Source organism: Streptomyces sp. NPDC003016, from assembly GCF_053591455.1.
In genome coordinates, this window is record NZ_JBSFTV010000044.1 from 1 (window position 1) to 22,109 (window position 22,109).

Genomic DNA, 22,109 nt, shown 5'->3' on the forward strand with positions numbered 1-22,109 from the left:
GTTTTGTGGGTTGTGTCCCGCGGTGCCCCCCCCCCGGGGCCCCCCCCCGGGGGGGGGGGGGCGCCCCCCCCGCCCGCCCCCCCCCGCCTCCCCCTCGGCTTCGCCGCTCAGCGAACGAGCCGCTCCGGTACCAGCCGCTGCTCGCGCAGGGCGTCGAGGACCAGGCGCGCGTACTCGGTCGCGCCACGCACCGAGGTATGCGTGTTGTCGCGCTTCTCCGCCGTCAGGTAGAGGGCCTTGGACGCCTCGGGGCCGAGCTCCTCCACCCGGCTCTTGGTGAGGGCCGTGAGATCGACCAGCGGGGTCCCCAGCTCCGCCGACAGGGCGCGTATCTCCGCCGGGTGGTTCACGCCGAGGCCGTTGACCAGCAGGGCGGTGTCGTTGTTCAGGGTGGCGTCGGCGTTGAACCAGCGGCGGACGATGGGCGTCACGAGGACGGGACGGCCTCCACGCGCACGCACTCCGTCGACGAGCGCGGTGAGATGGGCGCGGTAGGCCGCCGCGCCGGTCTGCTTGTCGTTGTGGGCGAGCTGGATGAGCACCAGGTCGCCGCGCCGGACGAGCGGTCGGACGGCCGGGAAGAGCGCGGGGTTCTCCAGGTAGCTCGCACTGCTCTCGCCGGAGTCGCCGTAGTTGGCGACGGCCGCACCGCGCTTCAGGTACTGCGGCAGCTGCTGGCCCCAGCCGGAGTACGGCTCCCCCGGCTGGTCGCACACCGTCGAGTCCCCGACCAGCAGTATCCGGCGGGTGTGCGGCGCGGGGGTGACGCGGACCGCGGCCGGAGCGGGAGCGGCTCCGGCGAAGGTGAGGGTGAGGCCGGGCGTCCCGGCGGGGCCGGTGGGCTCGCCCTCCGGGGTACGGACGTTCACCGTGAAGGCACGGCGGGCACGCTGCCCCGGCGCGGTGACGGTCTCGGCGAACAGGGTGCGGCGGGTCTCGGCGACCACGGAGGTGCTGCCCGCCGGTGTCCCGCCGAGGGTGACCGCGACGTCGTACGTTCCCGGCGCGACGTCGAAGTGGCACACCACGGGTCCGGTGCCGGTGCAGTGTTCGAGACCGCTTCCGTGCCCGTGCCCGGCTTCCTGTCCGGGCGCGGCACCGGCCGGCACGGCGGTCAGGCAGCCGGCGGCGGCCGTCAGCGCGGCCAGCACGGCGGTGCGTTTCCTACGCGTCGTACGCGTCATACGAGCTCCTCCAAGAGGGTGCGGGGTGCCTGTCGCCGGGCGCCGTCATGAGTTCCCGTCTCCGTCCGGGTCACGCCTTGTGGGCATACGCGCCTCCGCCGATGTTGTGAAACGATTCATTCCTTGCCTGCGGAGCCCTTTCACGAAGAGAGGGTCCAAGGGGGCGCCAAGGGACAGAAAGCGCTTGCTGAGCGAGGGAAGGTTCCCAACAGACGCACCGCCGGGTCAACCCCTCGCGCACCCACCACCCGCTTCCCCGCACGATCAGTGGTCCTCGGCGGGGCGGGTGGCCCGGATCAGCCAGACGGTCGCGGCCAGGCACGCGGCGGAGAGGGCGCACAGCAGCAGCGGTACGGCGCGGACGCCGGACAGTTCGATGGCCCTGCCCAGGACGGGCCCGGCGGCGACCCCGCCCACCATGGACGCGGCGATCACCAGGGCTCCGGCGCGGCGGGCGCGGGGCGCGGCCCTGCTGAGCCACGGCAGGCCGGTGGGGAAGATCGGGGCGATGAACAGCCCGACACCCGCGTACGCGTACGGCGCCAGCCCCGGTACTCCCGCCAGCAACAGGCATCCCGTCATTCCCGCGCAGGAAACGGCGATGATGGACTGCGCGGAGAAGCGCAGGGCGACCGGTGCCACCAGGAACCGGCCGACGGTCATCATCAGCCAGTACACGGAGGTGGCGGTGGCGGCGGCCCCCGCGCTGTAGCCGACCGTCTCCAGGTGGGTGGGTTCCCAGCCGCCGACGCCCGCTTCGATGGCCACGTGCAGGACATAGAGGGTGACGAACACCGCCAGCACCGTGCCGAGGCTTCTGCCGCGCGCCTGCGGGCGTGTTCCCGAGGGGTCGGCTCCGCCGCCCGCCGCCCGCGCGGCCGTCCGGCGTATCCCGCCCAGGCACAGCATCAGCGGCAGGGTCACCAGCGCGAAACCGAGGAAGACAGCTCCGTAGTGCGCCGCTCCCACGGCGGCTATCAGCGCGGGGCCGAGGATGGCGCCCACGCCGAAGTGCGCGTTGAGGATGTTCAGCATCGCGGTGGAGCGTTCGCCGAACCCGACCGCGAACAGCTGGTTGAGCCCGTAGTCGATGCCACCGAACCCGAAGCCGGCCAGTAACGCGGCGAGCAGGGCGACCGGCCAGCTCGGCGCGAGCGCGAAACCGGCCGCTCCGACGGCCATGAGCAGGTACGAGGCGCCGATGACGGGGCGGTTGCCCACCCGTCCGTACAACTGGTCGAACAGCAGCACACCGACGACCCCGCCGACGAAGTGGGCGCTCAGCGCGAGCCCCGCTCCCGACGGGGAGAGGCCGAACTTCTCGCGCAGGGCCGGAATGGCGGGCCCGTAGAGGGCCTGGAGGGCGCCGATCAGGACGAAGCCGATACAGGAGGCCACCACGGCCGGACCGGTGAAGATCCGTGTCGCGGGGGCTTCGGCCGGGGTTTCGGCTGGGGTTTCGGCGGGAATTCCGGTGGGAGTTCCGGCGAGGTGTTGTTTCAGGGTGTCATCGCTCATGTGGGCTCCACTGGCCGGCCCGCGCTCGCGCGGGCGGAGGACATGGTTGTGCCGTGCGGGTCGACGCGCAGGTGCGCGGCGCAGGGAGTACGGAGGCATGGCCTCCGGGCGCCGGGCGGGGACAGCCCGGCGCCCGCCCGTCAACGAGGGCGGGTCGTCACACCGTGCCCCGGCTCACCAGTTCCGTCGGCAGGATCACCGCCGAGGTGTCCGCGCCGCTGATCTGCGCGAGCAGGAGGCGGACCATCTCGGACGCGATACGGTCCCAGGGCTGGCGGATGGTGGTGAGTTCCGGAGTGGTGGCGAGCGCGGCGGGCGAGTCGTCGAAGCCGCCGACCGCGATGTCCTCGGGCACCCGGCGGTTCGCCCGCTTCAGTGCCGTGAGGGCTCCCTGTGCCATGAGGTCGGAGGCGACGAACAGGGCGTCCATGTCCGGTACGGCCGCCAGCAGCCGCTCGGCCGCGTGCTCCCCGCTCACCCGGCTGTAGTCCCCCGTGGCGACGAGCCGTTCGTCGGCCTCCAGGCCCGCTTCCGCCAGCGCCTGCCGGTAGCCGGCGAGCCGGTCGATGCCGCCGGGTGTGTCCAGCGGGCCGGTGATCGTGGCGATGCGCCGACGCCCGGAGGCGTACAGGTGGCGCACCATGTCCTGGGCGCCGTCGCGGTCGTCGGCCGCGACGTAACTGACCTTCCCCGCATGGCCGATGGGCTTTCCGCAGGCGACGAGGGGCACGCCCGCGTCCCGCAGCTGGTCGGCGGCCGGGTCTCCGGTGTGGCTGGAGACGAGGAGGACCCCGTCGACGTGACCTGCGGTGATGTAGCGCGTTATACGGCGGCGTTCCGCCTCGGTGCCGGCGATCATCAGCAGCAGGGGGATGTCGTGGTCCGCGAGGGACTGCGTGCAAGCCCTCAGCAGCACATTGAAGTTGGGGTCCTCGAAGAACCGCTCCTGCGGTTCGGTGAGCAGGAAGGCGACCGAGTCGGAGCGGCCGGTGATGAGCGACCGGGCGTGCCGGTTGACGACGTAGCCCGTCCTGCTGATCGCGGCCTCGACCGACTCGCGGGCGGCGGGGCTGACGTAATGCCCGCCGTTGAGGACGCGGGAGACCGTCCCACGTGAGACGCCGGCCTCGCGGGCGACGTCGTGGATCGTCGGCGGCTTGGCCGCCCTGCGCCGGCCCCCGTTGGTGTTCATGGTCACGACTTTACGGCTCCGGACAGCAGGTCCAGGCTCCAGAAGCGCTGGACGACCAGGAACAGGGCGATCAGCGGGACAACGGCGAGCAGGGCGCCGGTGATCACCAGGGTGTAGAGGGACGGCTGGTTCGATCCCTGGGAGAGGAGGGTGAAGAGCCCCAGCGTGATCGGGAACTTCTCGTCGTCGCCGAGCATGATGTATGGCAGCAGGAAGTTGTTCCAGATCGCGGTGAACTGGAAGAGGAACACCGTCACCAGGCCGGGCACCATCATCGGCAGCCCGATGCGGGTGAAGATCCGCCACTCCCCCGCGCCGTCCATCCGCGCGGCCTCGACGACATCGGCGGGCACCGCGGCGGCGGCGTAGATCCGCGCGAGGTAGACGCCGTACGGGGACAGGACCAGCGGCAGCAGGACCGAGAGGTAGGAATCGGTCAGCTCGACCTTGGCCAGCAGCAGGTACTGCGGTACGGCGAGGATCACGGGAGGCATCAGGACGCCGGCGAGCAGAACGTTGAACAGCGCCTCGCGGCCGCGGAACCGGTACATCGCGAGCGCGTAGCCGGACACGGCCGACACCGCCGTGGACAGCAGCGCGCCGCAGCCCGCGTAGAAGCCGGAGTTGAGCATCCACTGCCAGAAGACACCGTCGCGGTACGCGGTCAGGTCGCCCAGGTTGTCCGCGAGACCGGTGCCCGGCAGGAAGGTGAAGGTGGAGAACAGCTCGTCGGAGCCCTTGGTCGCGGCGACGACCACCCAGATCACGGGCAGCAGGCAGTACGCGGCTCCCAGCAGCAGGGCGGCGCTGGGCAGGAGTCCGGCGCGGCTGCGGCGCGGGCGGCGGGGCGGCCCCTGGGCCGTGCCCGGCGTGGAGCCGGCGGCGGGCGCGCTCCTGCGTACGGTTGCTGCGGTCACTGGGATGCCCCCTGCTTGGTACGGGAGTTCGCCAGGCGCAGGAACCCGAACGAGAGCAGGAGCGTCGCCGCGGCGATCAGCACCGCCTCGGCGGCCGCCGCGTGGATGTCCCCCTTGACGAACGCGTCCTGGTAGACCTTCATCAGCGGACTCCAGGTGGTGGAAACGGAGTTGGTGAGCGGTTTCAGCGTGGTCGGCTCGGCGAACACCTGCAGGGTCGCGATGATCGAGAAGAAGAAGGTGAGCACCAGCGAGGGCGCCACCATCGGGATCTTGATGCGCAGTGCGATCTGCAGCGGCGTACAGCCGTCGAGCCTGGCGGCCTCGTACACCTCGACGGGGATGGCGCGCAGCGAGGTGTAGATGACGATCATGTTGAAGCCGGTGCCGCCCCAGACGGCGATGTTGGCGAGCGCCCCGTACAGCGGTGCGCCGTCGAGCAGGTCGGGCTGGGACAGCCCCACCTGCTCCAGGAGGTACGCGAAGGGGCTGACGTCGGGGAGGTAGAGGAATCCCCACAGCAGGGCCGCGACCACGCCCGGGATCGCGTACGGAAGGAAGATCGCGAGCCGGGAGAAGGAGGCGAGCCGTATCCGGTCCGTGTCGAGCAGCAGGGCGAGGACGAGGGCCAGGCCCAGCATCACGGGGACGACGATCGCGCCGTACCCGAGGACCCGGAGCGCACCGTCCAGCAGTTCGGAATCGGTCAGCGCGTCGGTGTAGTTCGCGAGTCCGGCCCACACCTCCTGGCGTGCGCCCCGGCCCAGGCCCAGCCCTTCGATCTCGACCTTGCGCAGGCTGAGGTAGCCGGCGTAGCCGATGGGCAGGGCGAAGAAGAGCAGGAAGAGGACGGCGGCGGGGGCGAGGAAGGCGTAGGGGGCCGGCCCCGGCCCTCCTGCCCGGTGGTGTGGCCGCCGCCCGGCCGGCGGGTGGACCCGGCGCGGCGGGGGTGACGGGGAAGGCGGAGGTGACGGGGGCGGTGGGGACGAAGGGGATGACGGTGGTGGCGGAGCCGTGCGGGGCGTCGGGTGGCTCACTGCGCGACTCCGAAGCCGCTCTTCTTCAGGTCCGCGACGGTCTTGTCCTGCACCGCGGTGAGCGCCGCGCCGAAGCCCGACTTGTTCTTGGCGGCCCGGCCGAAGGCGTCCTTGAAGGTGGTGTAGGCGACGTTGACGTTCGGGCCCCAGGCCGCGGGGGCCGCGGTCTTCGCGATCGCGGCCGCTTCGGTGTAGAAGTCGGGCTGGTTGGAGAAGTAGTCGGGGGCCTCGGCGAGCGCGCCGCCGCTCTGGGCGGCGGTGGCCGCCGGGTAGATGCCGCTCTCCTCGACCAGGGCCTCGAGCGCCTTCGGGTCGGTGTTCAGCCAGGTGGCGAACGCGGCGGCGGCCGCCTTGTGCTCGCTGTCGTTGGTGACGGCGGTGGTGGAGCCTCCCCAGCTGCCGGTCGCGGGCTTCGACGCGGACCACTGCGGCAGCGGCGCCACGGCCCACTTGCCCTTGGTGTCGGGGGCGGCGGTGGTGAGGGTGCCCGGGGCCCAGACGGCACTGACCCAGCCGATCTGCCGTCCGGTGTTGAGCGCCTTGTTCCAGGCCGGGGTGTACATCGGCTGGTTGTCGATGGCGTCCTCCGCGACCAGGCCGCCCCAGAAGTCGGCGACCTTCCTGGTGGCGGCGTCGTCGATGCCGACCTTCCACTTGTCGCCCTCGGTCGTCCACCACCGGGCGCCGGCCTGCTGGGCAAGACCGGCGAAGAGGCCGGAGTCGTTGGCGGAGAAGGTGGTGAGGTCCTTGTCCGGGGCCTTCCTCTTCAACGCGCGGGCGGTCTCGGCGAATTCGTCCCAGGTGGCGGGGACCTTCAGGCCGTACTTCTCGAACAGGTCCTCGCGGTAGTAGAACATCATCGGCCCGGAGTCCTGCGGTATGGCGTAGACCGCGTCCGAACCGAGGGTGACCTGCTGCCAGACTCCGGGGGCGAAGGCGCCGCGCGCGCCGTCGGCCTCGCCAGAGATGTCGGCGAGCACGTCGTTGCTGACGAGGGTCGGCAGGGCCTGGTATTCGGCCTGCACCAGGTCAGGGGCCTGCTTCGCCTTGGCGGCGGTGACGATCTTGGTCACCAGGTCGTCGCCGGCCGCCTGCTTCTTGACCGTGACGGTGATCTGTTCCTTCTTGCCCGGCCCCTTGTTCCACAGGTCCGCGACCTTGTCGATCCCGGGCGCCCAGGCCCAGTAGGTCAGCTCCACCGGACCGGACCGCGCGCCGGCGTCACTGTCGTCCGGCGAACCGCAGCCGGCAAGAACCGAACCTCCCAGCGCGACGGCGGCCGACATGGCCAAAAAGCGGCGATACGAGGCGTACGACATGAGCTTCTCCCTGGGCCGGACGGCGCCCGAGACGGATGCGGGCGGCGCAGCACTGTTCTGTGAACGTTCACAGTAGAGAAACAGGCTCGATACTTGTCAATGGATTCGATGCATCGTTTTTACTACTGGACGAGCACGAAGAATTCTGTGTACGTTCCCAGTCCATCACCAGACGAACCGTTACCTCGCAGGGGGACATCGATGCCGGAGACCACGCCCAGGGGCCTGACCCGACTCGCTTTCGGCGGTGACTACAACCCGGAGCAGTGGCCGGAATCCGTCTGGCACGAGGACGTACGGCTGATGCGCGAAGCCGGCGTCACCCTGGTGAGCGTCGGGATCTTCTCCTGGGCGCTGCTGGAGCCGGACCCGGGAGCGTACGACTTCGGCTGGCTCGACCGGGTGCTGGACCTGCTCGACGCGAACGGCATCCGCGCCGACCTGGGCACCCCCACGGTCGCGCCGCCCGCCTGGTTCTACCGCGCCCATCCCGACGCCCTGCCCGTCGACCCGGACGGACGGCGTCTGGCGTTCGGCTCGCGCGGCGCGATCTGCCACAGCTCACCGGCGTACCGGCAGGCCGCGGCCCGGATCACGACCGAACTGGCCCGGCGTTACGCCGGCCACCCGGCGCTCGCCCTGTGGCACGTGCACAACGAGTACGGCGTCCCGGTCTCGGCCTGCTACTGCGACACGTGCGGCGCCCGCTTCCGGCAGTGGCTGTGCGCGCGGTACGGCACCGTCGACGCGGTCAACGGGGCCTGGGGAACGGCCTTCTGGGGCCAGCGCTACCGCGGCTTCGAGGAGATCGACCCGCCGCGCACCACGCCCACCACCGGCAATCCGGCCCAGCAGCTCGACTACCGCCGCTTCGCCGACGCGACCCTGCGCGAGAACTTCGTGGCCGAACGGGACATCCTGCACCGGCTGGCGCCGGGCGTGCCCGTCACCACGAACTTCATGACCGCGCTCAGCCAGTGCGACTCGATCGACTACTGGGCCTGGGGGCGGGAGGTCGACATCGTCACCAACGACCACTACCTGATCACCGACGGACGCCGCACCCACGTCAACCTCGCCATGACGGCAGACATCACCCGCTCGGTGGCCGGCGGGGCCCCCTGGCTGCTGCTCGAACACGCGACCTCCGGCGTCAACTGGCAGCCGCGCAACCCCGCCAAGGCCCCCGGCCAGATGGCGCGCAACTCGCTCGCCCACGTGGCCCGCGGCTCCGAGGGCGCGATGTTCTTCCAGTGGCGTCAGTCGCGGCGCGGGGCGGAGAAGTTCCACTCGGCGATGGTTCCGCACGCCGGTACCGACTCCCGGGTGTGGCGCGAGGTCGTCGGACTCGGCCGCGCGGTCGAGTCGCTGGAACCCCTGCGCGCCACCCGGACGGTCGCGGACGTCGCCGTGCTGTGGGACTGGCAGTCCTGGTGGGCCCAGCAGCTCGAATGGCGCCCCAGCGAGGACCACGACGCCCGCGAGCGCGCCGACACGTTCTACGAGGCGCTGTACGACCGTCACCTGACCGTCGACTTCGCCCACCCCGAGTCCGACCTGAGCGGCTACCCGCTGGTCGTGGTCCCCGCGCTCTACCTCACGACCGAGGCGGCCGGCCGCAACCTCCGCGCGTACGTCGAGAACGGCGGCACGCTCGTCGTGTCGTACTTCTCCGGCATCGTCGACGAGCACGACGCCGTGCACCCCGGCGCGTACCCGGGCGCGCTGCGGGACGTACTGGGCCTGACCGTGGAGGAGTTCTCACCGCTGCTGGCGGGCGAGACGGTACGGCTGACCGGCGCCGACGGCCCGGAGCTGACGGGCGACGTGTGGTCCGAGGTCGTCGTGCCGCGTGGGGCCGAGACCCTGTGGACGTACGCCGACGGCATCCCGGCCGGCCGGCCCGCCGTGACCCGCAACCGCCTGGGCGAAGGCACGGCCTGGTACCTCTCCAGCCGGCTGTCCGGCACTCACCTGGACTCCGTGCTCGAGCGTGCCGGCGAGGACGCGGGGATCGCTCCGCGCACCGGGCTGCCGCGCGACGTGGAGGTCGTCCGCCGCTCCGGCGAGAGCGGTACGTACGTCTTCGTCATCAACCACACGACAGCGGACGCGAAGGTGGCACTGGACTCCCCCGGCACCGACCTGCTGACCGGTGAGCGCGTCGCGGGCACGCTCACGGCGCCGGCCGGCGCCGTCCGTGTCGTCGCCCTTGAGGCGTGACGCTCCCCCGCCATCGGCCATCCGCGAGCTCGTCCCCATCACCCCCATCCCCATCCCCATCCCCATCCTCCGCCGAAGGGACAACGGTGTTCCCACTCAGGCTCCGGCCAAGATCTCGCACCACGCGCCGGGCGGTACGAGCCCTGCTCCTGCCCCTGTTCGCCGGCCTGGCCCTGGCCGGTCTTCCCTCCACCACCGCGCAGGCCGCGTCCTCGCTCGGCAACGGAGGTTTCGAGGCCGGCTCCGCCGCCACGCCCACCCCGGCGGACTGGTCCACCTACTCCGCGGCGAACCAGCACGCCGCCTCCTACACCGAGGCCGGCGGCCGTTCCGGCGGTCACCGGCTCAGTCACTGGTCGCCCTCCGCCTACAAGGTGGAGACCTACCAGTACCTCTCCGGCATCGCCGACGGCCCCTGGACGCTCACCGCCTGGGTCCGCTCCAGCGGCGGCCAGAACTCCGCCCACCTCGCCCTGCGCAACTGCGGCTCGGCCGAGCAGCGCACCGCACTGCCCGTCTCCACCAGCTCGTGGGTGCGGATCGTCACGTCCGTCACCGTGACCGGCGGCCAGTGCACCATCAGCATCAACTCCGATGCCCGGGCGGGCAATTGGATCAACGTCGACGACATCACCTTCGCCCCGGGGCGGACCGGCGTTCCCGCCAGGGGTGCGGACGTCTCCTCCCTCCCCAAGAGCGAAGCCCTCGGCGGGGTCTACCGCAGCTCCGGCGGCGCCGCCGGTGACGGGCTCGCGATCCTGAAGTCCCACGGCATGAACTACGCCCGGCTGAAGGTGTGGGTGAACCCCGCCGACGGCTGGAACAACAAGCCCCGCGTCCTCGCGATGGCCAAGCGTGTCAAGGCACAGGGCATGAAGCTCCTGGTCGACTTCCACTACTCGGACACCTGGGCCGATCCCGGAGCCCAGAGCAGGCCGGCGGCATGGGCCGGTCACAGCTACGAGCAGCTCAAGGCCGACGTGCGCGCCCATACGCACGACGTGATGAGCGCGCTCAAGGCCCAGGGCACGACACCGGACATGGTGCAGATCGGCAACGAGATCAACGGCGGGATGCTCTGGCCGGACGGTGCCACCTCCCACTGGCCGCAACTCGCCGGGCTGCTCAACGCGGGCCACGACGCGGCCAAGGCCGTGTCACCCACGACGGCCGTCGCCCTGCACCTGGCCAAGGGCGGCGACTGGGCCGGTACGCGGTGGTGGTTCGACAACGCCGTCGCCCAGGGCGTGCGCTTCGACGTCATCGGGCTCTCCTTCTACGGCTACTGGCACGGCACCCTCGCGGAGCTCCAGACGACGCTGGACAACAGCGCGGCGCGCTTCGGCAAGCCGGTGTTCGTCGCGGAGACCGCCTACCCGTTCCGCCTGGGAAGCAAGGACACCCACACCGACATCATCGACCAGGAGAGCGAGCTGATCCCCGGCTACCCGGCCACACCCGCCGGGCAGGCCGCCTGGCTGGCGGACATCACCAGCGTGGTCGAGGCCGTCCCGAACGGCCGCGGTCTGGGCGTCTTCTACTGGGAAGCGCCCTGGACCGCGGTGTCCGGCAACGGCTGGGACCCGACGGACCCGGCGTCCGGCAACGGCTGGGAGAACCAGGCGCTGTTCGGCTACGACGACCGCGCACTGCCGGCCGCCGACTGGTTCAAGCACCGCTGAGCGCGACGCCCCGGTGACTCCGCCCTCCCCGGAGGCCGGGAACCCCACTGCCTCCCGGCACCGACCGGCATGACGCGGCCGGTGCCGGGAGCCGTCCGTACCGGCACGGACACGTGACCGCGTGGTGACCGGCTGGGGCAGCGTCCGCTTCCGGGCACCGCTGCCGTTGCGGGTCCGGAGCTGCGTCTGCGTCCCGTCGGCGGTCCCGCTCCGGCTCTGGCTGGTGTCCAGGCACTTGCCGGACTGCGGGTTCCTGACGGGGCCCGTGCGGGACCCCGCGCCCTGCCGACACCGGGCCGGTGAAGGTGGCCGCGTCCAGGTCGAGCAGGGCTCCGCCGGCCGGGCCGGTGAAGACGGCGTACAGATCGTGCACCGCGCTGTCCGGTGGGCTGACGGCGGCGCTGACCTCGGTGTACGTGTCCCAGCTGCCGGTGGGGGCGGCATGGACCCCGGGGATCTCGGATCCGGTCGGGGAGTTCGGCCGGAGGGAGACGCCGCCTCCCCGGCCGCCCGAGGAGACCCGCGCCTCCAGGCCCGTGACCCCCGACGGGCTGACCGGGAACAGCTGCGCCCGCTCTCCGTTCTGGATGTCGCCCAGCCGCTCTCCGCCGGTGGCCGAGGAGGCGGTGACGGCCTGGGGGCCGTTCAGCCCGACGGCGTGCTCCGCCTGCCGCTGCTCGGGCCGCAGGGTGAGGGTGCGCTCGCCGGTCAGCGGGGCGCTGCCCGGCGCGCCCTGGTCGGTGCAGAGCGCGCGGACGACGGAGGGGACGGAACGCGGGCGAGGCGCGGACGGGGTGCGGGCGGGATGTTCCGGCGCGCCTCTCCCTCCCCTCCGCCCTCTCCCGCCGTATGCAATCGCATGGAATTTACAACGTTATACGGGCCGAGTGGTCCCGAGGCAAGACCGCGAACGCACCGAATCCCGCATCCGTCCCCGGCCGCCGAAACCGCTTCTTCCGCTCCGGCCAGGGACGTTGCGAAAGCGGGGTGGACAGGGCTCCGCACCCGTGCTCTCATGCTGCACGGCGCCAGGATTTCCAACGTAGTACAACGGCAGCACCGCACGCCGGAATCCCTCCCCGGGCCGTCCCCGCGCGTCCGTCCCGGGTGCCCGACGACGCCCGTCCGACCCTCCCCGCGGAGCCGCCCTCCCCGCACACCCCGCACCGTGCCGAAACCTCACTTCGGAAGGACTTCGGGACATGGAACGTCGAAGGTTCCTCACCAGCACGCCGGCCGCCACCGGTGGCGCCACGCTGAACGGCATGACGGGCCTGCCCGGCCGGTTCGGGGCCGAGCGCCCACGAGTGGATCGCGTGCACGGCGTCCTTCGGCGGGGTGGGCAGCCCCCAGGCGCTGGTCCTCGACACCACCACGCGGCCGTCCGGTCCGGGCGACCGCTCCGTCCCGCGCTTCACCTGGTGGGACCGCACGGGGACCACCGAGCGGGTCCCGTACGAGTTCGCCGACGCGATCCGCCCGGACGAGGTGTCCGTGTACTGGTTCGACGACGCCGGCGCCGGGCGCTGCCGCGTCCCGGAGCCCTGGCAGCCGCTGTACCGGGACGCCGCCGGCGACCGGCGGCCGGTGGAGGCCGCCGCGGCGTACGGCACGGCGGCGGACCGGTCCGACCGGGTGGCCTTCGCCCCGGTGTCCACCACCGCGCTGCGGCTTCGGGCGCGGCCGCGGACGGACTTCTCCGGCGGCGGGCCGGCCTGGCGGGTCCGGCCCGCCGGCCAGTGGGCCGCGGCGCGTGCCGCCCGGACGCCACCGGGCGCGGGCGCCACCCCGACGAGACCTCAACGCCCCAGGTACATACGTAAGTCCTACCGGGAGGTTCTGTTGCGTTTCCCCCGTACGAGCGCGCTCCCCCGCGCCCACACCCGGCCGGCGTCGTTACTGGTCGCCCTCGCGGCCCTCGCCCTCGCCGGTACCGCCGTCGTACCCGGCGCCAGCGCCTCGGCCGCCGAGGAGCCCGGCGCGGCGCACGGCCTGAGGGGTGACTACTACACCCAGTCCGCGCCGGGGGCCTTCGACTTCGACGAGCTGAAGGCCACCACCGTCGACCCGGACCTCGCCTTCAACACGCTCGAGGAACGGCTCCAGGCGCGCACCGGCCGGTCCGACCACGCCACGGTCCGCTGGACCGGGAGGATCACCCCGGAGAAGACCGGCGACCACGTCTTCTCGATGACCGGCGACAACGGGTTCCGGCTCTGGATCGACGGCCGGCCGGTCATCGACCACTGGGTCGACGACTGGGACCGGGAGCAGAACTCCGCACCGGTCGCCCTGGAGGCCGGCCGGGCGTACGACATCAAGGTCGAGTTCTTCGAGCACCACGGCGGCTCCAGCCTCCACCTGCGCTGGACGCCGCCCGGTGGCGAGAAGACCGCGGTGCCCCGGTCCGCCTTCACCCTGCCCGAGGGCATGGAGTACAACGGGCCGTCCGCCGTGGCCGTCCAGGCGTCCGGGCGGACCCTGAGCCTGGAGTTCCCCGAGGCACTGGCAACTCCCCCGGCCGGACTCCCGGAACACTTCGAAGCCGTCATCGGCGGTGCCGAGTGGCCGCTGGACACGGCGCGGCTGGACCCGGACGACTCGAAGAAGCTCCTGGTCACGCTCGACGAACCGGTCGTCGGGCAGGGCGGGGTCGCCGACGTCCGCTACGACGGCGAGGGCGGGCTGAACACCGCGGACGGCGAGGCGGTCGACGACTTCTGGACCTCCGGCCCGAACGGGTCCGAGTACCAGCTGCGGACCAAGTGGGCCGACGAGGTCGGGCCGGACAACGCCCTTCCCGAGTACCCGCGCCCCCGGCTGACCCGCAAGGCATGGAAGAACCTGAACGGCGAATGGCAGTTCGCCGGGGCGCGCGAGGGCGAACGGCCGCCGTTCGGCAAGGACCTCGACGAGAAGATCCTGGTCCCCTACCCGGTCGAGTCACAGCTGTCCGGCGTCGAGCGGCACGAGGAGCGCATGTGGTACAAGCGCACCTTCACCGTCCCCAAGGGCTGGAAGGTCGGTGACGGCAAGCGGCTGAACCTGAACTTCGACGCCGTGGACTGGCAGGCCGAGGTCTACGTCAACGGCAGGAAGGTCACCGGTCACAAGGGCGGTTACGACCGGTTCACCGCCGATGTCACCGACGCCCTGAAGCGCGGCGGGCCGCAGGAACTGGTCGTCGGCGTGTACGACCCGACCGACTCCCCGGACGGCGAGAACCCGCCGGTGGGCAAGCAGCGCCTGAGCCCCGAGGGCATCTGGTACACCCCGTCGTCCGGCATCTGGCAGACGGTGTGGATGGAGCCCGTGGCCGCCGACCACGCCACGGACGTCAGGACGACCCCCGACGTGGCGGGTGAGAAGGTCGCCGTCCAGGTGCGCGGCGTACGCGACGGCCTGCCGGTGACCGCCGTCGCGTACGACGGCGAGCGGGAGATCGGCAGGGCCACCGGCACCACCGGCTCGGCGCTCTCCGTACCCGTGCCCGACCCGCACCTGTGGTCTCCCGACGACCCGCACCTCTACCAGCTCAAGGTGACGGTCGGCAAGGGCGCTTCGGCGGACCGCACCGGCAGCTACTTCGGCATGCGCAGCATCGCGGTCGAGACCGTCGACGGCAAGCGGCGCACCGTGCTCAACGGCGAGCCGGTGTTCTCCATGGCCACGCTCGACCAGGGCTTCTGGCCGGACGGGCTGCACACGGCGCCGACCGACGAGGCGCTCGCGTACGACCTGGAGATGCACAAGGAGCTCGGCTACAACTCCGTGCGCAAGCACATCAAGGTCGAGCCCGACCGCTGGTTCTACCACGCGGACCGGCTCGGGCTCCTGGTCTGGCAGGACATGCCGTCCATGCGCTCGGACCGGAACCCGGACGCGGCCGCGCGCAAGCAGTTCGAGAGCGAGCTGAAGGAGATGATCCAGCAGCACGACAGCCACCCGTCGGTGATCATGTGGGTCACCTTCAACGAGGGCTGGGGCCAGTACGACCAGGCACGGATCGCGGACTACGCCAAGGCGCTCGACCCGACCCGGCTCGTCAACAACATGAGCGGGCACAACTGCTGCGGGGCGGTGGACGGCGGCAACGGCGACATCTCCGACGCCCACGGCTACCCCGGTGCGCAACTGCCCGCCCCCGACGGCGAGCGGGCGCTGGTCAGCGGTGAGTACGGCGGCCTCGGTCTGGCGATTCCCGGACACGCCTGGCCCGTCCGGCACACCTATGTCGGTGTCGGGCGGGACACGTACACCGACCAGTACCTGAGCCGGCTCGAGGAGGTCGGACAGCTGGCCGCCTGCCGGGGAAGCAACGGCACCGTCTACACCCAGATCACCGATCTGGAGGGCGAGCTGAACGGCCTGCTCACCTACGACCGCAAGGTGGTCAAGCCGGACGTCCAGCGGCTCAGGGCAGCCCATGACGCCCTCGTCGAGGGCGCCTCCGAAGGCAGCCTGTCCTGCTCCGCCTCCTGACCCCCCACGGGTGACGGCAGTGTCCCTCGTCCCTCTCCGGGGGGCGAGGGACACTGCCGCGTACCGCCGACCGGCACCGGCACCGGGGACAGGGCGCGATCGTCATCGGGCCGCCACCGGAAGGACGCCCGGCAGCCGCCCTCCGGACCACGGTCCCGCTGAAAGCTGTACCAGGAATGAGCTCCCAGCCGCTCGTGAAAGGCACGACATGGTGTTCCCTCTCCCGACGGCCCGTCCCGGTCGCTCCGCTCGGCGCAGGCTCGTGGCATCCGCCCTCGTGGGCCTCTCGGCCGTCTGCGCGGCGGCTCCGGCCGGCCCGGCGGCGGCCGCCGACAGCAGCCCGCAGGGCCGGCGTCACGCGTTCGACCTGCAGGCTCACCGCGGAGGACTCGGGCTCGTCGTCGAGAGCACCCTCGCCTCGTTCTCGAACGCGCTCGAAACGGGGGTCGGCACGCTGGAACTCGACGTGCAGATCACCAGGGACGGCAAGGCCGTCGTGACCCACGACCGGCGGATCGCCGCGGCCAAGTGCCGTGACACGGGCCCGGCGTACGCGGGGGACCCGCAGTACCCGTACGTCGGCAAGTACATCGCCGGTCTCACCTTCGCCCAGGTGCGGACGTTGGACTGCGGGACGCAGACCCTTCCCCAGTACCCCGGACAGCGTCCCAGCCCCGGTGCGAAGATGCCGCTGCTCTCCGAGGTCTTCGGCCTCGTCGAGCGGTACCGGGCCCGCAAGGTCATGATGAACGTCGAGACCAAGGTCGAGGCCGGCGCTCCGCACGAGACCGCGCCCCGCGAGCAGTTCGTCCGGGTCGTGGCGGACGAGGTGCGCCGGGCCGGGGTGCTCGGCCGGGTGACCGTCCAGAGCTTCGACTGGGGCGCGCTGATGCGGATGCGTCAGGTCGAGCCGCGGCTGCCGATCGTGGCGCTGACCAACGGGCAGCAGTTCCTGCAGGCCGGCATGGAGGGCAGGTCGCCCTGGCTGGGCGGCCTGGACATCGACGACTTCGACGGCGATCTCGTCGCCGCGGCCACGTCGTTCGGCGCGGACGCCCTCTCCCCGGTGCACGGCGCCCCCCAGGGCGGCACGGTCGACGACCCCGGCTACGAGCCGTACGTGACCAAGGCCATGGTGGCCAGGGCGCACGCGGCCGGGATGAAGGTGATCCCGTGGACGGTCAACGACACGGCCACCATGAACAAGCTGATCGGCGACGGAGTGGACGGCATGATCACCGACTACCCCGACCGGCTGCGCACCGTCATGAGCGACCACGGCTTCAAGCTCCCGAAGGCATACCGCGCGCCCTCCGGATCCGGCGCGGCCGCGTAGAGGGCCTCGGCCAAAAGAGGCGGTGCCGGGCGTCCTCGCGGACAGGGTCCCGCCGGCCGGGGAGCGGCTGCGCGTGCCTCCACGGCGGGACCGCGCCGCTCTCCCGGTACGCGGACGGGCAGCCCCGGGGCGGTGCCTGCCGGGCCGGCGCGGGGGCGGCGGGGCGGTGCTGTCGCGCACCACGAGCCGCGTGGGGACGAGCGTGGGACGAGCGTGGTGCCGTGTTCTGTCGTGTCGTGACGCATCTGCCGCAGGACGCCCTCGACGCAGCACCGCCCCACTTCGGCGAAGCCCTGGTGAACGGTGGTCAGGGGAGGCAGGAAGGAGCCTGCCCCGGGGATGTCGTCGAAACCGATGACGCTGACGTCCTCCGGCACTTTCCGGCCCCGCTCGTGCAGGGCCCGCAGGAGCCCCAGTGCCATCCGGTCGTTGGCGGCGAACACCGCCGTGCAGTCGTGCCGGGAAGCGAGTTCCAGGCCGGCCCGGTAGCCGGACTCCGCCGACCAGTCGCCCCTCACCAGGGGCGGCGGGATGCGGCCCGCCCCGGTGAGTTCGGCGCGCCGGGCGTCGGTGCGGCGCTGCGCCGCGTAGGACTCCTCGGGACCCGCGAGGTGCCAGACCGTACGGTGACCGAGGTCGAGCAGACGGCGCACGGCGGTGCGGGTTCCGCCGGCTCCGACCAGCGCTGGAAGGTGTCCGACGTGACGGCCCGCACCGGTCCCCGGCCGAAGTAACCGCTCAGACACAGGCACCCCCGGCGGACGCCCGCCGCTCGCGCCTGTCCGCGCGGCGGGACGGCGGGACAGCACCAGGAAAATACGACGCACTAACGATGCAAGTTGCGTCCCCTGGGGCCAAGGACAACGCTCGGGGTGTCATCGCGCCCGAACGGCGCGGGCTCATCAAGGGATGAGGAGCCGGCCATGCCGCAGTTCGGCCCCGGGACCACCACGCGTTCCGCCGTGCTCGCGCGGACGCCGCACGCCGAGCGGTGCGCCGAAGAGAGGCGTGACGACGAGCTGCTCGCCACCGGCTTCGTCGCGGGCGACGAGCGGTGCGTGGAAGCGGTGTACCGCTGCTGGGGATCGCTCGTGCACACACTGGCCCGCCGGGCCCTCGGCGACGACCACGAAGCCGAAGACGTCACCCAGCAGGTCTTTCTCGCCGCCTGGCGCGGCCGCCACGGCTACCGCCCCGGGCAGGGCGGCCTGGCGGGCTGGCTGGTGGGCATCACGCGCCACAAGATCGCGGACGCTCTCGCCGCCCGGGCGCGACGGGCGGAGCTGGTGGCGGCGGCCTCCACGCGGTACGAGCAGTCTCCCGCGCCCGGCACCCGCGGCGGCGCGGACGAAGCGCTCGACCGTGTTCTCGTCGCGCGGAAGCTGGAACGGCTCCCGTCGGCTCAGCGACGCGTGGTGGGTCTTGCTTTCTACGGCGACCTCACACAGGCGCAGATCGCGGACCGCACGGGCCTGCCCCTGGGAACGGTGAAGAGCCATATCCGCCGGGCGCTGCGTTCCCTGCGCCGGTCCATGGAACCGGATTCGGGTACGACACGCGCCCGGTGAGTGCATCCACCGCCGGGTCTCCTGCGGAAACATCGGTACCCGATCGGTGGACGGCGCGGATCCGCGGGCGCTTCGGGGAGGGAGGCACGGTGTGGGAGACACGGTGTGGTACGCCGATGTCGTCGTGATCGGCGCCGGCGCGGCCGGCCTGTCGCTGGCGCACAGACTGAGCGGGGTGCCTTCCGCGCGGCGGCCGTTGTCGGTCGCCGTCGTGGACGCCCCGCCGGGACCGCTCCGGCCGCCCCGGCGTACGTGGTGCTTCTGGGAGGAGTCCGGCGGGGAGTACGACGACGCCTTGTCCGCCCGCTGGGACCGGTTGCGGGTGACGGGGCCCGACGGGGTCCGGGTGCTGGGCGAACCGTCCCCGCTCCAGTACAAGATGCTCACCTCGGAGAGCTTCGAGCGGCTGCTGTCCGAGCGCCTGCGCCGCGCCGGGCACCGCCGGTTCGAGGCCGCCGTCGAGACGGTCCACGACGTTGCCGGCGGCGCCGAGGTGCGCGGGCGCGACGCGGCGGGCCGCGAGGTGCGGATCCAGGCGCGCTGGGCTTTCGACTCCCGTCCGCCCCGCGAGCCGTATCCGGCGCGTACCACCCTGCTCCAGCACTTCCGGGGGTGGTTCGTGAGGACCGGCCGTCCGGTGTTCGACCCCTCGGTCGTGGAACTCATGGACTTTCGCACCCCGCAGCCCGGCCATGGGCTCTCCTTCGGCTACGTCCTGCCGTTCAGTGCCCACGAAGCGCTGGTGGAGTACACGGAGTTCTCCCGGCGGGTTCTCACCGAGGACGCCTACGAACGCGCCCTGCGCCACTACACGAGGGACGTGCTCGGCCTCGGCGATCTGCGCGTCACCGCCACGGAGCAGGGGGTGATCCCCATGACCGACGCCGTTTTCCCCCGCAGGACGGGGCGGTGCGTCTTCCCCATCGGCGCGGCGGGAGGAGCGACCCGGCCCTCCACCGGCTACACCTTCTCCGCGACGCAACGCCAGACGGGGGCCATCGCCGAGGCGCTGCTGAAGGGGCGCACGCCGCTCGTCCCCGCCCCCCACCCGGTGCGGTCCAGAGCACTGGACTCCGTCCTGCTGAGGGCGCTGGACACCGGGCGCGTGGACGGCGCGTCGTTCTTCACACGCCTGTTCCGCGAGGTCCCGACGGAACGGCTGCTGCGTTTCCTCGACGGCCGCACCCACTGGTGGGAGGACGTCCGCATCGGCCTGCACACGCCCGTGCGCCCCATGCTCCGTACCGTCCTCGAAGTCCCGCGCCTGCCCAGACGCACGCCCACGCCATGACACGTCGTCAACAGCCCGTCCCGGCGAACCGCCTTCCCCACGAAAGGACCGCATGTCCCTCCTGCGCGACGCCGATCTGTCCGCCGCCTTCGACCACGCCGCGCGGACGTACGACCGGATGACCTCGGCCAGCCCGGGCTACCACCGCCATCTGCGCCGCTCGGCCCGCAGGCTCGGTCTCCCGGCCGCCGGCAGAGGTCTGCGCCTGCTCGACCTCGGCTGCGGCACCGGTGCCTCCACCGCCGCACTGCTCCGGGCCGCTCCCCTCGCCGAGATCACGGCCGTGGACGCCTCCGCGGGGATGCTGGAGCGGGCCCGGGCCAAGCCCTGGCCGCCCGGTGTCTCCTTCGTGCACAGCCCCGTGGAACTGCTGGAGGCGGCAGGTGTCCACGGGCCGTTCGACGCTGTGTTCGCGGCGTACCTGTTCCGCAATGTCGACGATCCGGACCAGGTCCTGGCAGCAGTCCGCTCCGCTCTCGCGCCGGGCGGGCGCGTCGCCGTCCACGAGTACACGCTCAGCGGCCGCCCGGTGGACCGCGCGGTGTGGACGGCGGTGTGCAAGGCGCTGGTGATGCCGCTCGGCCGGCGCCATGGAGACACCGCGCTGTACGACCATCTGTGGCGCAGCGTCGTCGCGTTCGACACCGCGGACGCGTTCGCGGCCAGACTGCGCAGGTCCGGCTTGGCCGGAGTGCGGGCTCTCCCCCTGCCGGGATGGCAGACCGGGATCACGCACACCTTCGTGGCGCACGTACCCGGCACGACAAGGCCCGGCACGACAAGGCCCGGCACGACGAAGGAGGACGCGTGAGGCGCGCCAGGAGCCCGCTGCGGCACGGCCGCGACCCCAAGGCGCGGGTGCTGCCGGCCCGCCCCGGCCGTGCACACGCCCCGGAGCCCGCGCCCCGGGTCGCGGTCGTCGGCGGCGGCATCGCGGGCCTCGCCGCCGCGACCGCTCTGGCCGAACGGGGCGTCGGCGTCACCCTGTACGAACGCGACAGCGGACTCGGGGGACGGCTGGCCGGCTGGCCCGTCGAACTGACCGACGGCTCGACGGCGACGATGAGCCGTGGTTTCCACGCCTTCTTCCGGCAGTACTACAACCTGCGGGCGCTGCTGCGCCGCGCCGACCCCGGGCTGCACACCCTGACGGGCCTTCCCGACTACCCGCTGCGCCACAGCGGCGGCATGTACGACAGCTTCGCGAAGGTGCCGCGCACTCCCCCGCTCAGCGCGCTCGGATTCGTCGCCCGCAGCCCGTCGTTCGGATGGGCGGACCTGCTGCGCATGAGTCCGCGGGCCGCGCTGCCGCTGCTGGACGTCCGGGTGCCCGACGTGTACGAGCGGCTCGACGGCGTCAGCGCGGCGGACTTCCTCGCGGAGATCCGGTTCCCGCAGGCCGCGCACCATCTCGCGTTCGAGGTGTTCTCCCGCAGTTTCTTCGCCGATCCCCGCGACCTGTCCGCGGCCGAGCTGGCCCTGATGTTCCACATCTACTTCCTGGGGTCGAGCGAGGGCCTGCTGTTCGACGTACCGCGCGAGCCGTTCCCGCAGGCGCTGTGGGAACCGCTGGCCGGCCACATCGACAGCCTGGGCGCCCGCATCCGCACCGGGACGCCGGTGGAGACCGTGCGGCCGGTCGACGGCGGTGCGCTGGAGGTGACCGCCTCAGGGCGCACCGCCCGCCACGACGCCGTCGTACTGGCCCTGGACACGCCGGGGCTGCGGCAGGTGGTGGCCGCCTCGCCGTCGCTGGGCGACCCCGCCTGGCGCACCGGGATCGCGGCCCTTCGCACCGCGCCGCCGTTCCTGGTGTCGCGGCTGTGGCTGGACCGGCCGGTCGCCGCGGACCGGCCCGGTTTCCTCGGCACGAGCGGGTACGGCGACCTCGACAACGTCAGCGTGCTGGAGCGCTGGGAGGGCGAGGCCCACCGGTGGACCCTGCGCACCGGCGGCTCCGTCGTCGAGCTGCACGCCTACGCCGTGGCGCGGGCCGGTGACCGGGAAGCGGTCCAGGACCGGATGCTGCGGCAGCTGCACCGGGTGTACCCGGAGACCCGCGACGCGAAGGTGGTGGACGAGCGGCACGAGTGGCGGAGCGACTGCCCGCTGTTCCCTGTCGGCGGCTACCGCGGACGCCCGGCGGTCCGTACGCCCGACCCGTCCGTCATGGTGGCCGGCGACCTGGTGCGTACGGAACTGCCGGTGGCGTTGATGGAGCGTGCCGCGACCAGCGGCTTCCTCGCGGCGAACGCCCTGCTCGCACGGTGGCGGATCCGGGGGCACGCCCTGTGGACCGTGCCGGACCGGGGCCGCTCGTCCGTCCTGCGGGCGCTCGGGCGGCTCGGCACGCGCTGACG

General features: G+C 72.4%; 15 protein-coding genes and 1 pseudogene. 8 read left to right on the plus strand and 8 right to left on the minus strand.

The window, feature by feature from the left end; all coding sequences use genetic code 11:
* Positions 1–107: 107 nt before the first annotated feature.
* The 6 genes from ACWDZ4_RS29285 to ACWDZ4_RS29310 all read right to left on the minus strand — a co-directional run bounded on the left by ACWDZ4_RS29285 (position 108) and on the right by ACWDZ4_RS29310 (position 7,167).
* On the minus strand, positions 108–1,184 hold the full coding sequence (locus ACWDZ4_RS29285; RefSeq protein WP_451511407.1) for a rhamnogalacturonan acetylesterase: 1,077 nt from the start codon (positions 1,182–1,184) through the stop codon (positions 108–110).
* A 264-nt stretch (positions 1,185–1,448) separates the two neighbouring features.
* Positions 1,449–2,702 carry an MFS transporter gene (locus tag ACWDZ4_RS29290; protein ID WP_451511408.1) on the minus strand — a complete coding sequence of 418 codons (1,254 nt, stop codon included), beginning with the start codon at positions 2,700–2,702 and terminating at the stop codon, positions 1,449–1,451.
* 157 nt (positions 2,703–2,859) lie between these two features.
* Entirely contained in the window at positions 2,860–3,900 is a 1,041-nt protein-coding gene (locus tag ACWDZ4_RS29295) for a LacI family DNA-binding transcriptional regulator (protein ID WP_451511409.1), read from the minus strand.
* Positions 3,897–4,811 (minus strand): carbohydrate ABC transporter permease, encoded by a 915-nt coding sequence (locus tag ACWDZ4_RS29300; RefSeq protein WP_451511410.1) that lies wholly within the window; start codon positions 4,809–4,811, stop codon positions 3,897–3,899. Before ACWDZ4_RS29300 ends, ACWDZ4_RS29295 begins: the two co-directional genes overlap by 4 nt.
* Complete coding sequence (locus ACWDZ4_RS29305) at positions 4,808–5,653, minus strand: carbohydrate ABC transporter permease (RefSeq protein ID WP_451511442.1); 846 nt, start codon at positions 5,651–5,653, stop codon at positions 4,808–4,810. The genes ACWDZ4_RS29300 and ACWDZ4_RS29305 overlap by 4 nt, the downstream gene beginning before the upstream one ends.
* Positions 5,654–5,844: 191 nt before the next feature.
* Positions 5,845–7,167: an ABC transporter substrate-binding protein gene (locus tag ACWDZ4_RS29310; RefSeq protein ID WP_451511411.1), complete on the minus strand. Its 1,323-nt coding sequence runs from the start codon at positions 7,165–7,167 to the stop codon at positions 5,845–5,847.
* Between the two features lie 201 nt (positions 7,168–7,368).
* On the opposite strand from ACWDZ4_RS29310, the gene ACWDZ4_RS29315 reads away from it, so the two are divergent.
* Both ACWDZ4_RS29315 and ACWDZ4_RS29320 read left to right on the plus strand, forming a co-directional pair.
* Positions 7,369–9,390, plus strand: coding sequence for a beta-galactosidase (locus ACWDZ4_RS29315; protein WP_451511412.1), 2,022 nt, complete (start codon positions 7,369–7,371; stop codon positions 9,388–9,390).
* Positions 9,391–9,476: 86 nt separating this feature from the next.
* The gene (locus tag ACWDZ4_RS29320) at positions 9,477–11,072 is read left to right on the plus strand and encodes a glycoside hydrolase family 53 protein (RefSeq protein ID WP_451511413.1); all 1,596 of its coding nucleotides are present in this window, start codon (positions 9,477–9,479) and stop codon (positions 11,070–11,072) included.
* Here the strand turns inward: ACWDZ4_RS29320 and ACWDZ4_RS29325 are convergent.
* The gene (locus ACWDZ4_RS29325; protein ID WP_451511443.1) at positions 11,059–11,928 is read right to left on the minus strand and encodes a carbohydrate-binding protein; all 870 of its coding nucleotides are present in this window, start codon (positions 11,926–11,928) and stop codon (positions 11,059–11,061) included. The genes ACWDZ4_RS29320 and ACWDZ4_RS29325 overlap by 14 nt on opposite strands.
* A 1,043-nt stretch (positions 11,929–12,971) precedes the next feature.
* On the opposite strand from ACWDZ4_RS29325, the gene ACWDZ4_RS29330 reads away from it, so the two are divergent.
* Together ACWDZ4_RS29330 and ACWDZ4_RS29335 are read left to right on the plus strand one after the other, a co-directional pair.
* A complete protein-coding gene (locus ACWDZ4_RS29330; RefSeq protein WP_451511444.1) occupies positions 12,972–15,554 on the plus strand; it encodes a PA14 domain-containing protein in 2,583 nt (860 codons plus the stop codon).
* A gap of 262 nt (positions 15,555–15,816) precedes the next feature.
* Positions 15,817–16,890, plus strand: coding sequence for a glycerophosphodiester phosphodiesterase (locus ACWDZ4_RS29335; protein WP_451511414.1), 1,074 nt, complete (start codon positions 15,817–15,819; stop codon positions 16,888–16,890).
* A 153-nt stretch (positions 16,891–17,043) separates the two neighbouring features.
* Here the strand turns inward: ACWDZ4_RS29335 and ACWDZ4_RS29340 are convergent.
* Positions 17,044–17,564, minus strand: a pseudogene (locus tag ACWDZ4_RS29340) (substrate-binding domain-containing protein); the annotation flags it as partial.
* A 249-nt stretch (positions 17,565–17,813) separates the two neighbouring features.
* Here ACWDZ4_RS29340 and ACWDZ4_RS29345 point away from each other — a divergent pair.
* From ACWDZ4_RS29345 to ACWDZ4_RS29360, 4 genes are all read left to right on the plus strand, one after another.
* Positions 17,814–18,458, plus strand: coding sequence for an RNA polymerase sigma factor (locus ACWDZ4_RS29345; RefSeq protein WP_451511415.1), 645 nt, complete (start codon positions 17,814–17,816; stop codon positions 18,456–18,458).
* Between the two features lie 91 nt (positions 18,459–18,549).
* The gene (locus tag ACWDZ4_RS29350; RefSeq protein WP_451511416.1) at positions 18,550–19,749 is read left to right on the plus strand and encodes a lycopene cyclase family protein; all 1,200 of its coding nucleotides are present in this window, start codon (positions 18,550–18,552) and stop codon (positions 19,747–19,749) included.
* 52 nt (positions 19,750–19,801) lie between these two features.
* Positions 19,802–20,560 (plus strand): class I SAM-dependent methyltransferase, encoded by a 759-nt coding sequence (locus ACWDZ4_RS29355; RefSeq protein ID WP_451511417.1) that lies wholly within the window; start codon positions 19,802–19,804, stop codon positions 20,558–20,560.
* Positions 20,557–22,107, plus strand: coding sequence for an FAD-dependent oxidoreductase (locus ACWDZ4_RS29360; protein ID WP_451511418.1), 1,551 nt, complete (start codon positions 20,557–20,559; stop codon positions 22,105–22,107). The genes ACWDZ4_RS29355 and ACWDZ4_RS29360 overlap by 4 nt, the downstream gene beginning before the upstream one ends.
* Positions 22,108–22,109: the final 2 nt, after the last annotated feature.

Bases quoted from the DNA above. Each gene is read 5' to 3' on its own strand.
- ACWDZ4_RS29285 (WP_451511407.1), bottom strand. From the start codon at position 1,184: ATGACGCGTACGACGCGTAGGAAACGCACCGCCGTGCTGGCCGCGCTG.
- ACWDZ4_RS29290 (WP_451511408.1), bottom strand. From the start codon at position 2,702: ATGAGCGATGACACCCTGAAACAACACCTCGCCGGAACTCCCACCGGA.
- ACWDZ4_RS29310 (WP_451511411.1), bottom strand. From the start codon at position 7,167: ATGTCGTACGCCTCGTATCGCCGCTTTTTGGCCATGTCGGCCGCCGTC.
- ACWDZ4_RS29315 (WP_451511412.1), top strand. From the start codon at position 7,369: ATGCCGGAGACCACGCCCAGGGGCCTGACCCGACTCGCTTTCGGCGGT.
- ACWDZ4_RS29345 (WP_451511415.1), top strand. From the start codon at position 17,814: ATGCCGCAGTTCGGCCCCGGGACCACCACGCGTTCCGCCGTGCTCGCG.
- ACWDZ4_RS29355 (WP_451511417.1), top strand. From the start codon at position 19,802: ATGTCCCTCCTGCGCGACGCCGATCTGTCCGCCGCCTTCGACCACGCC.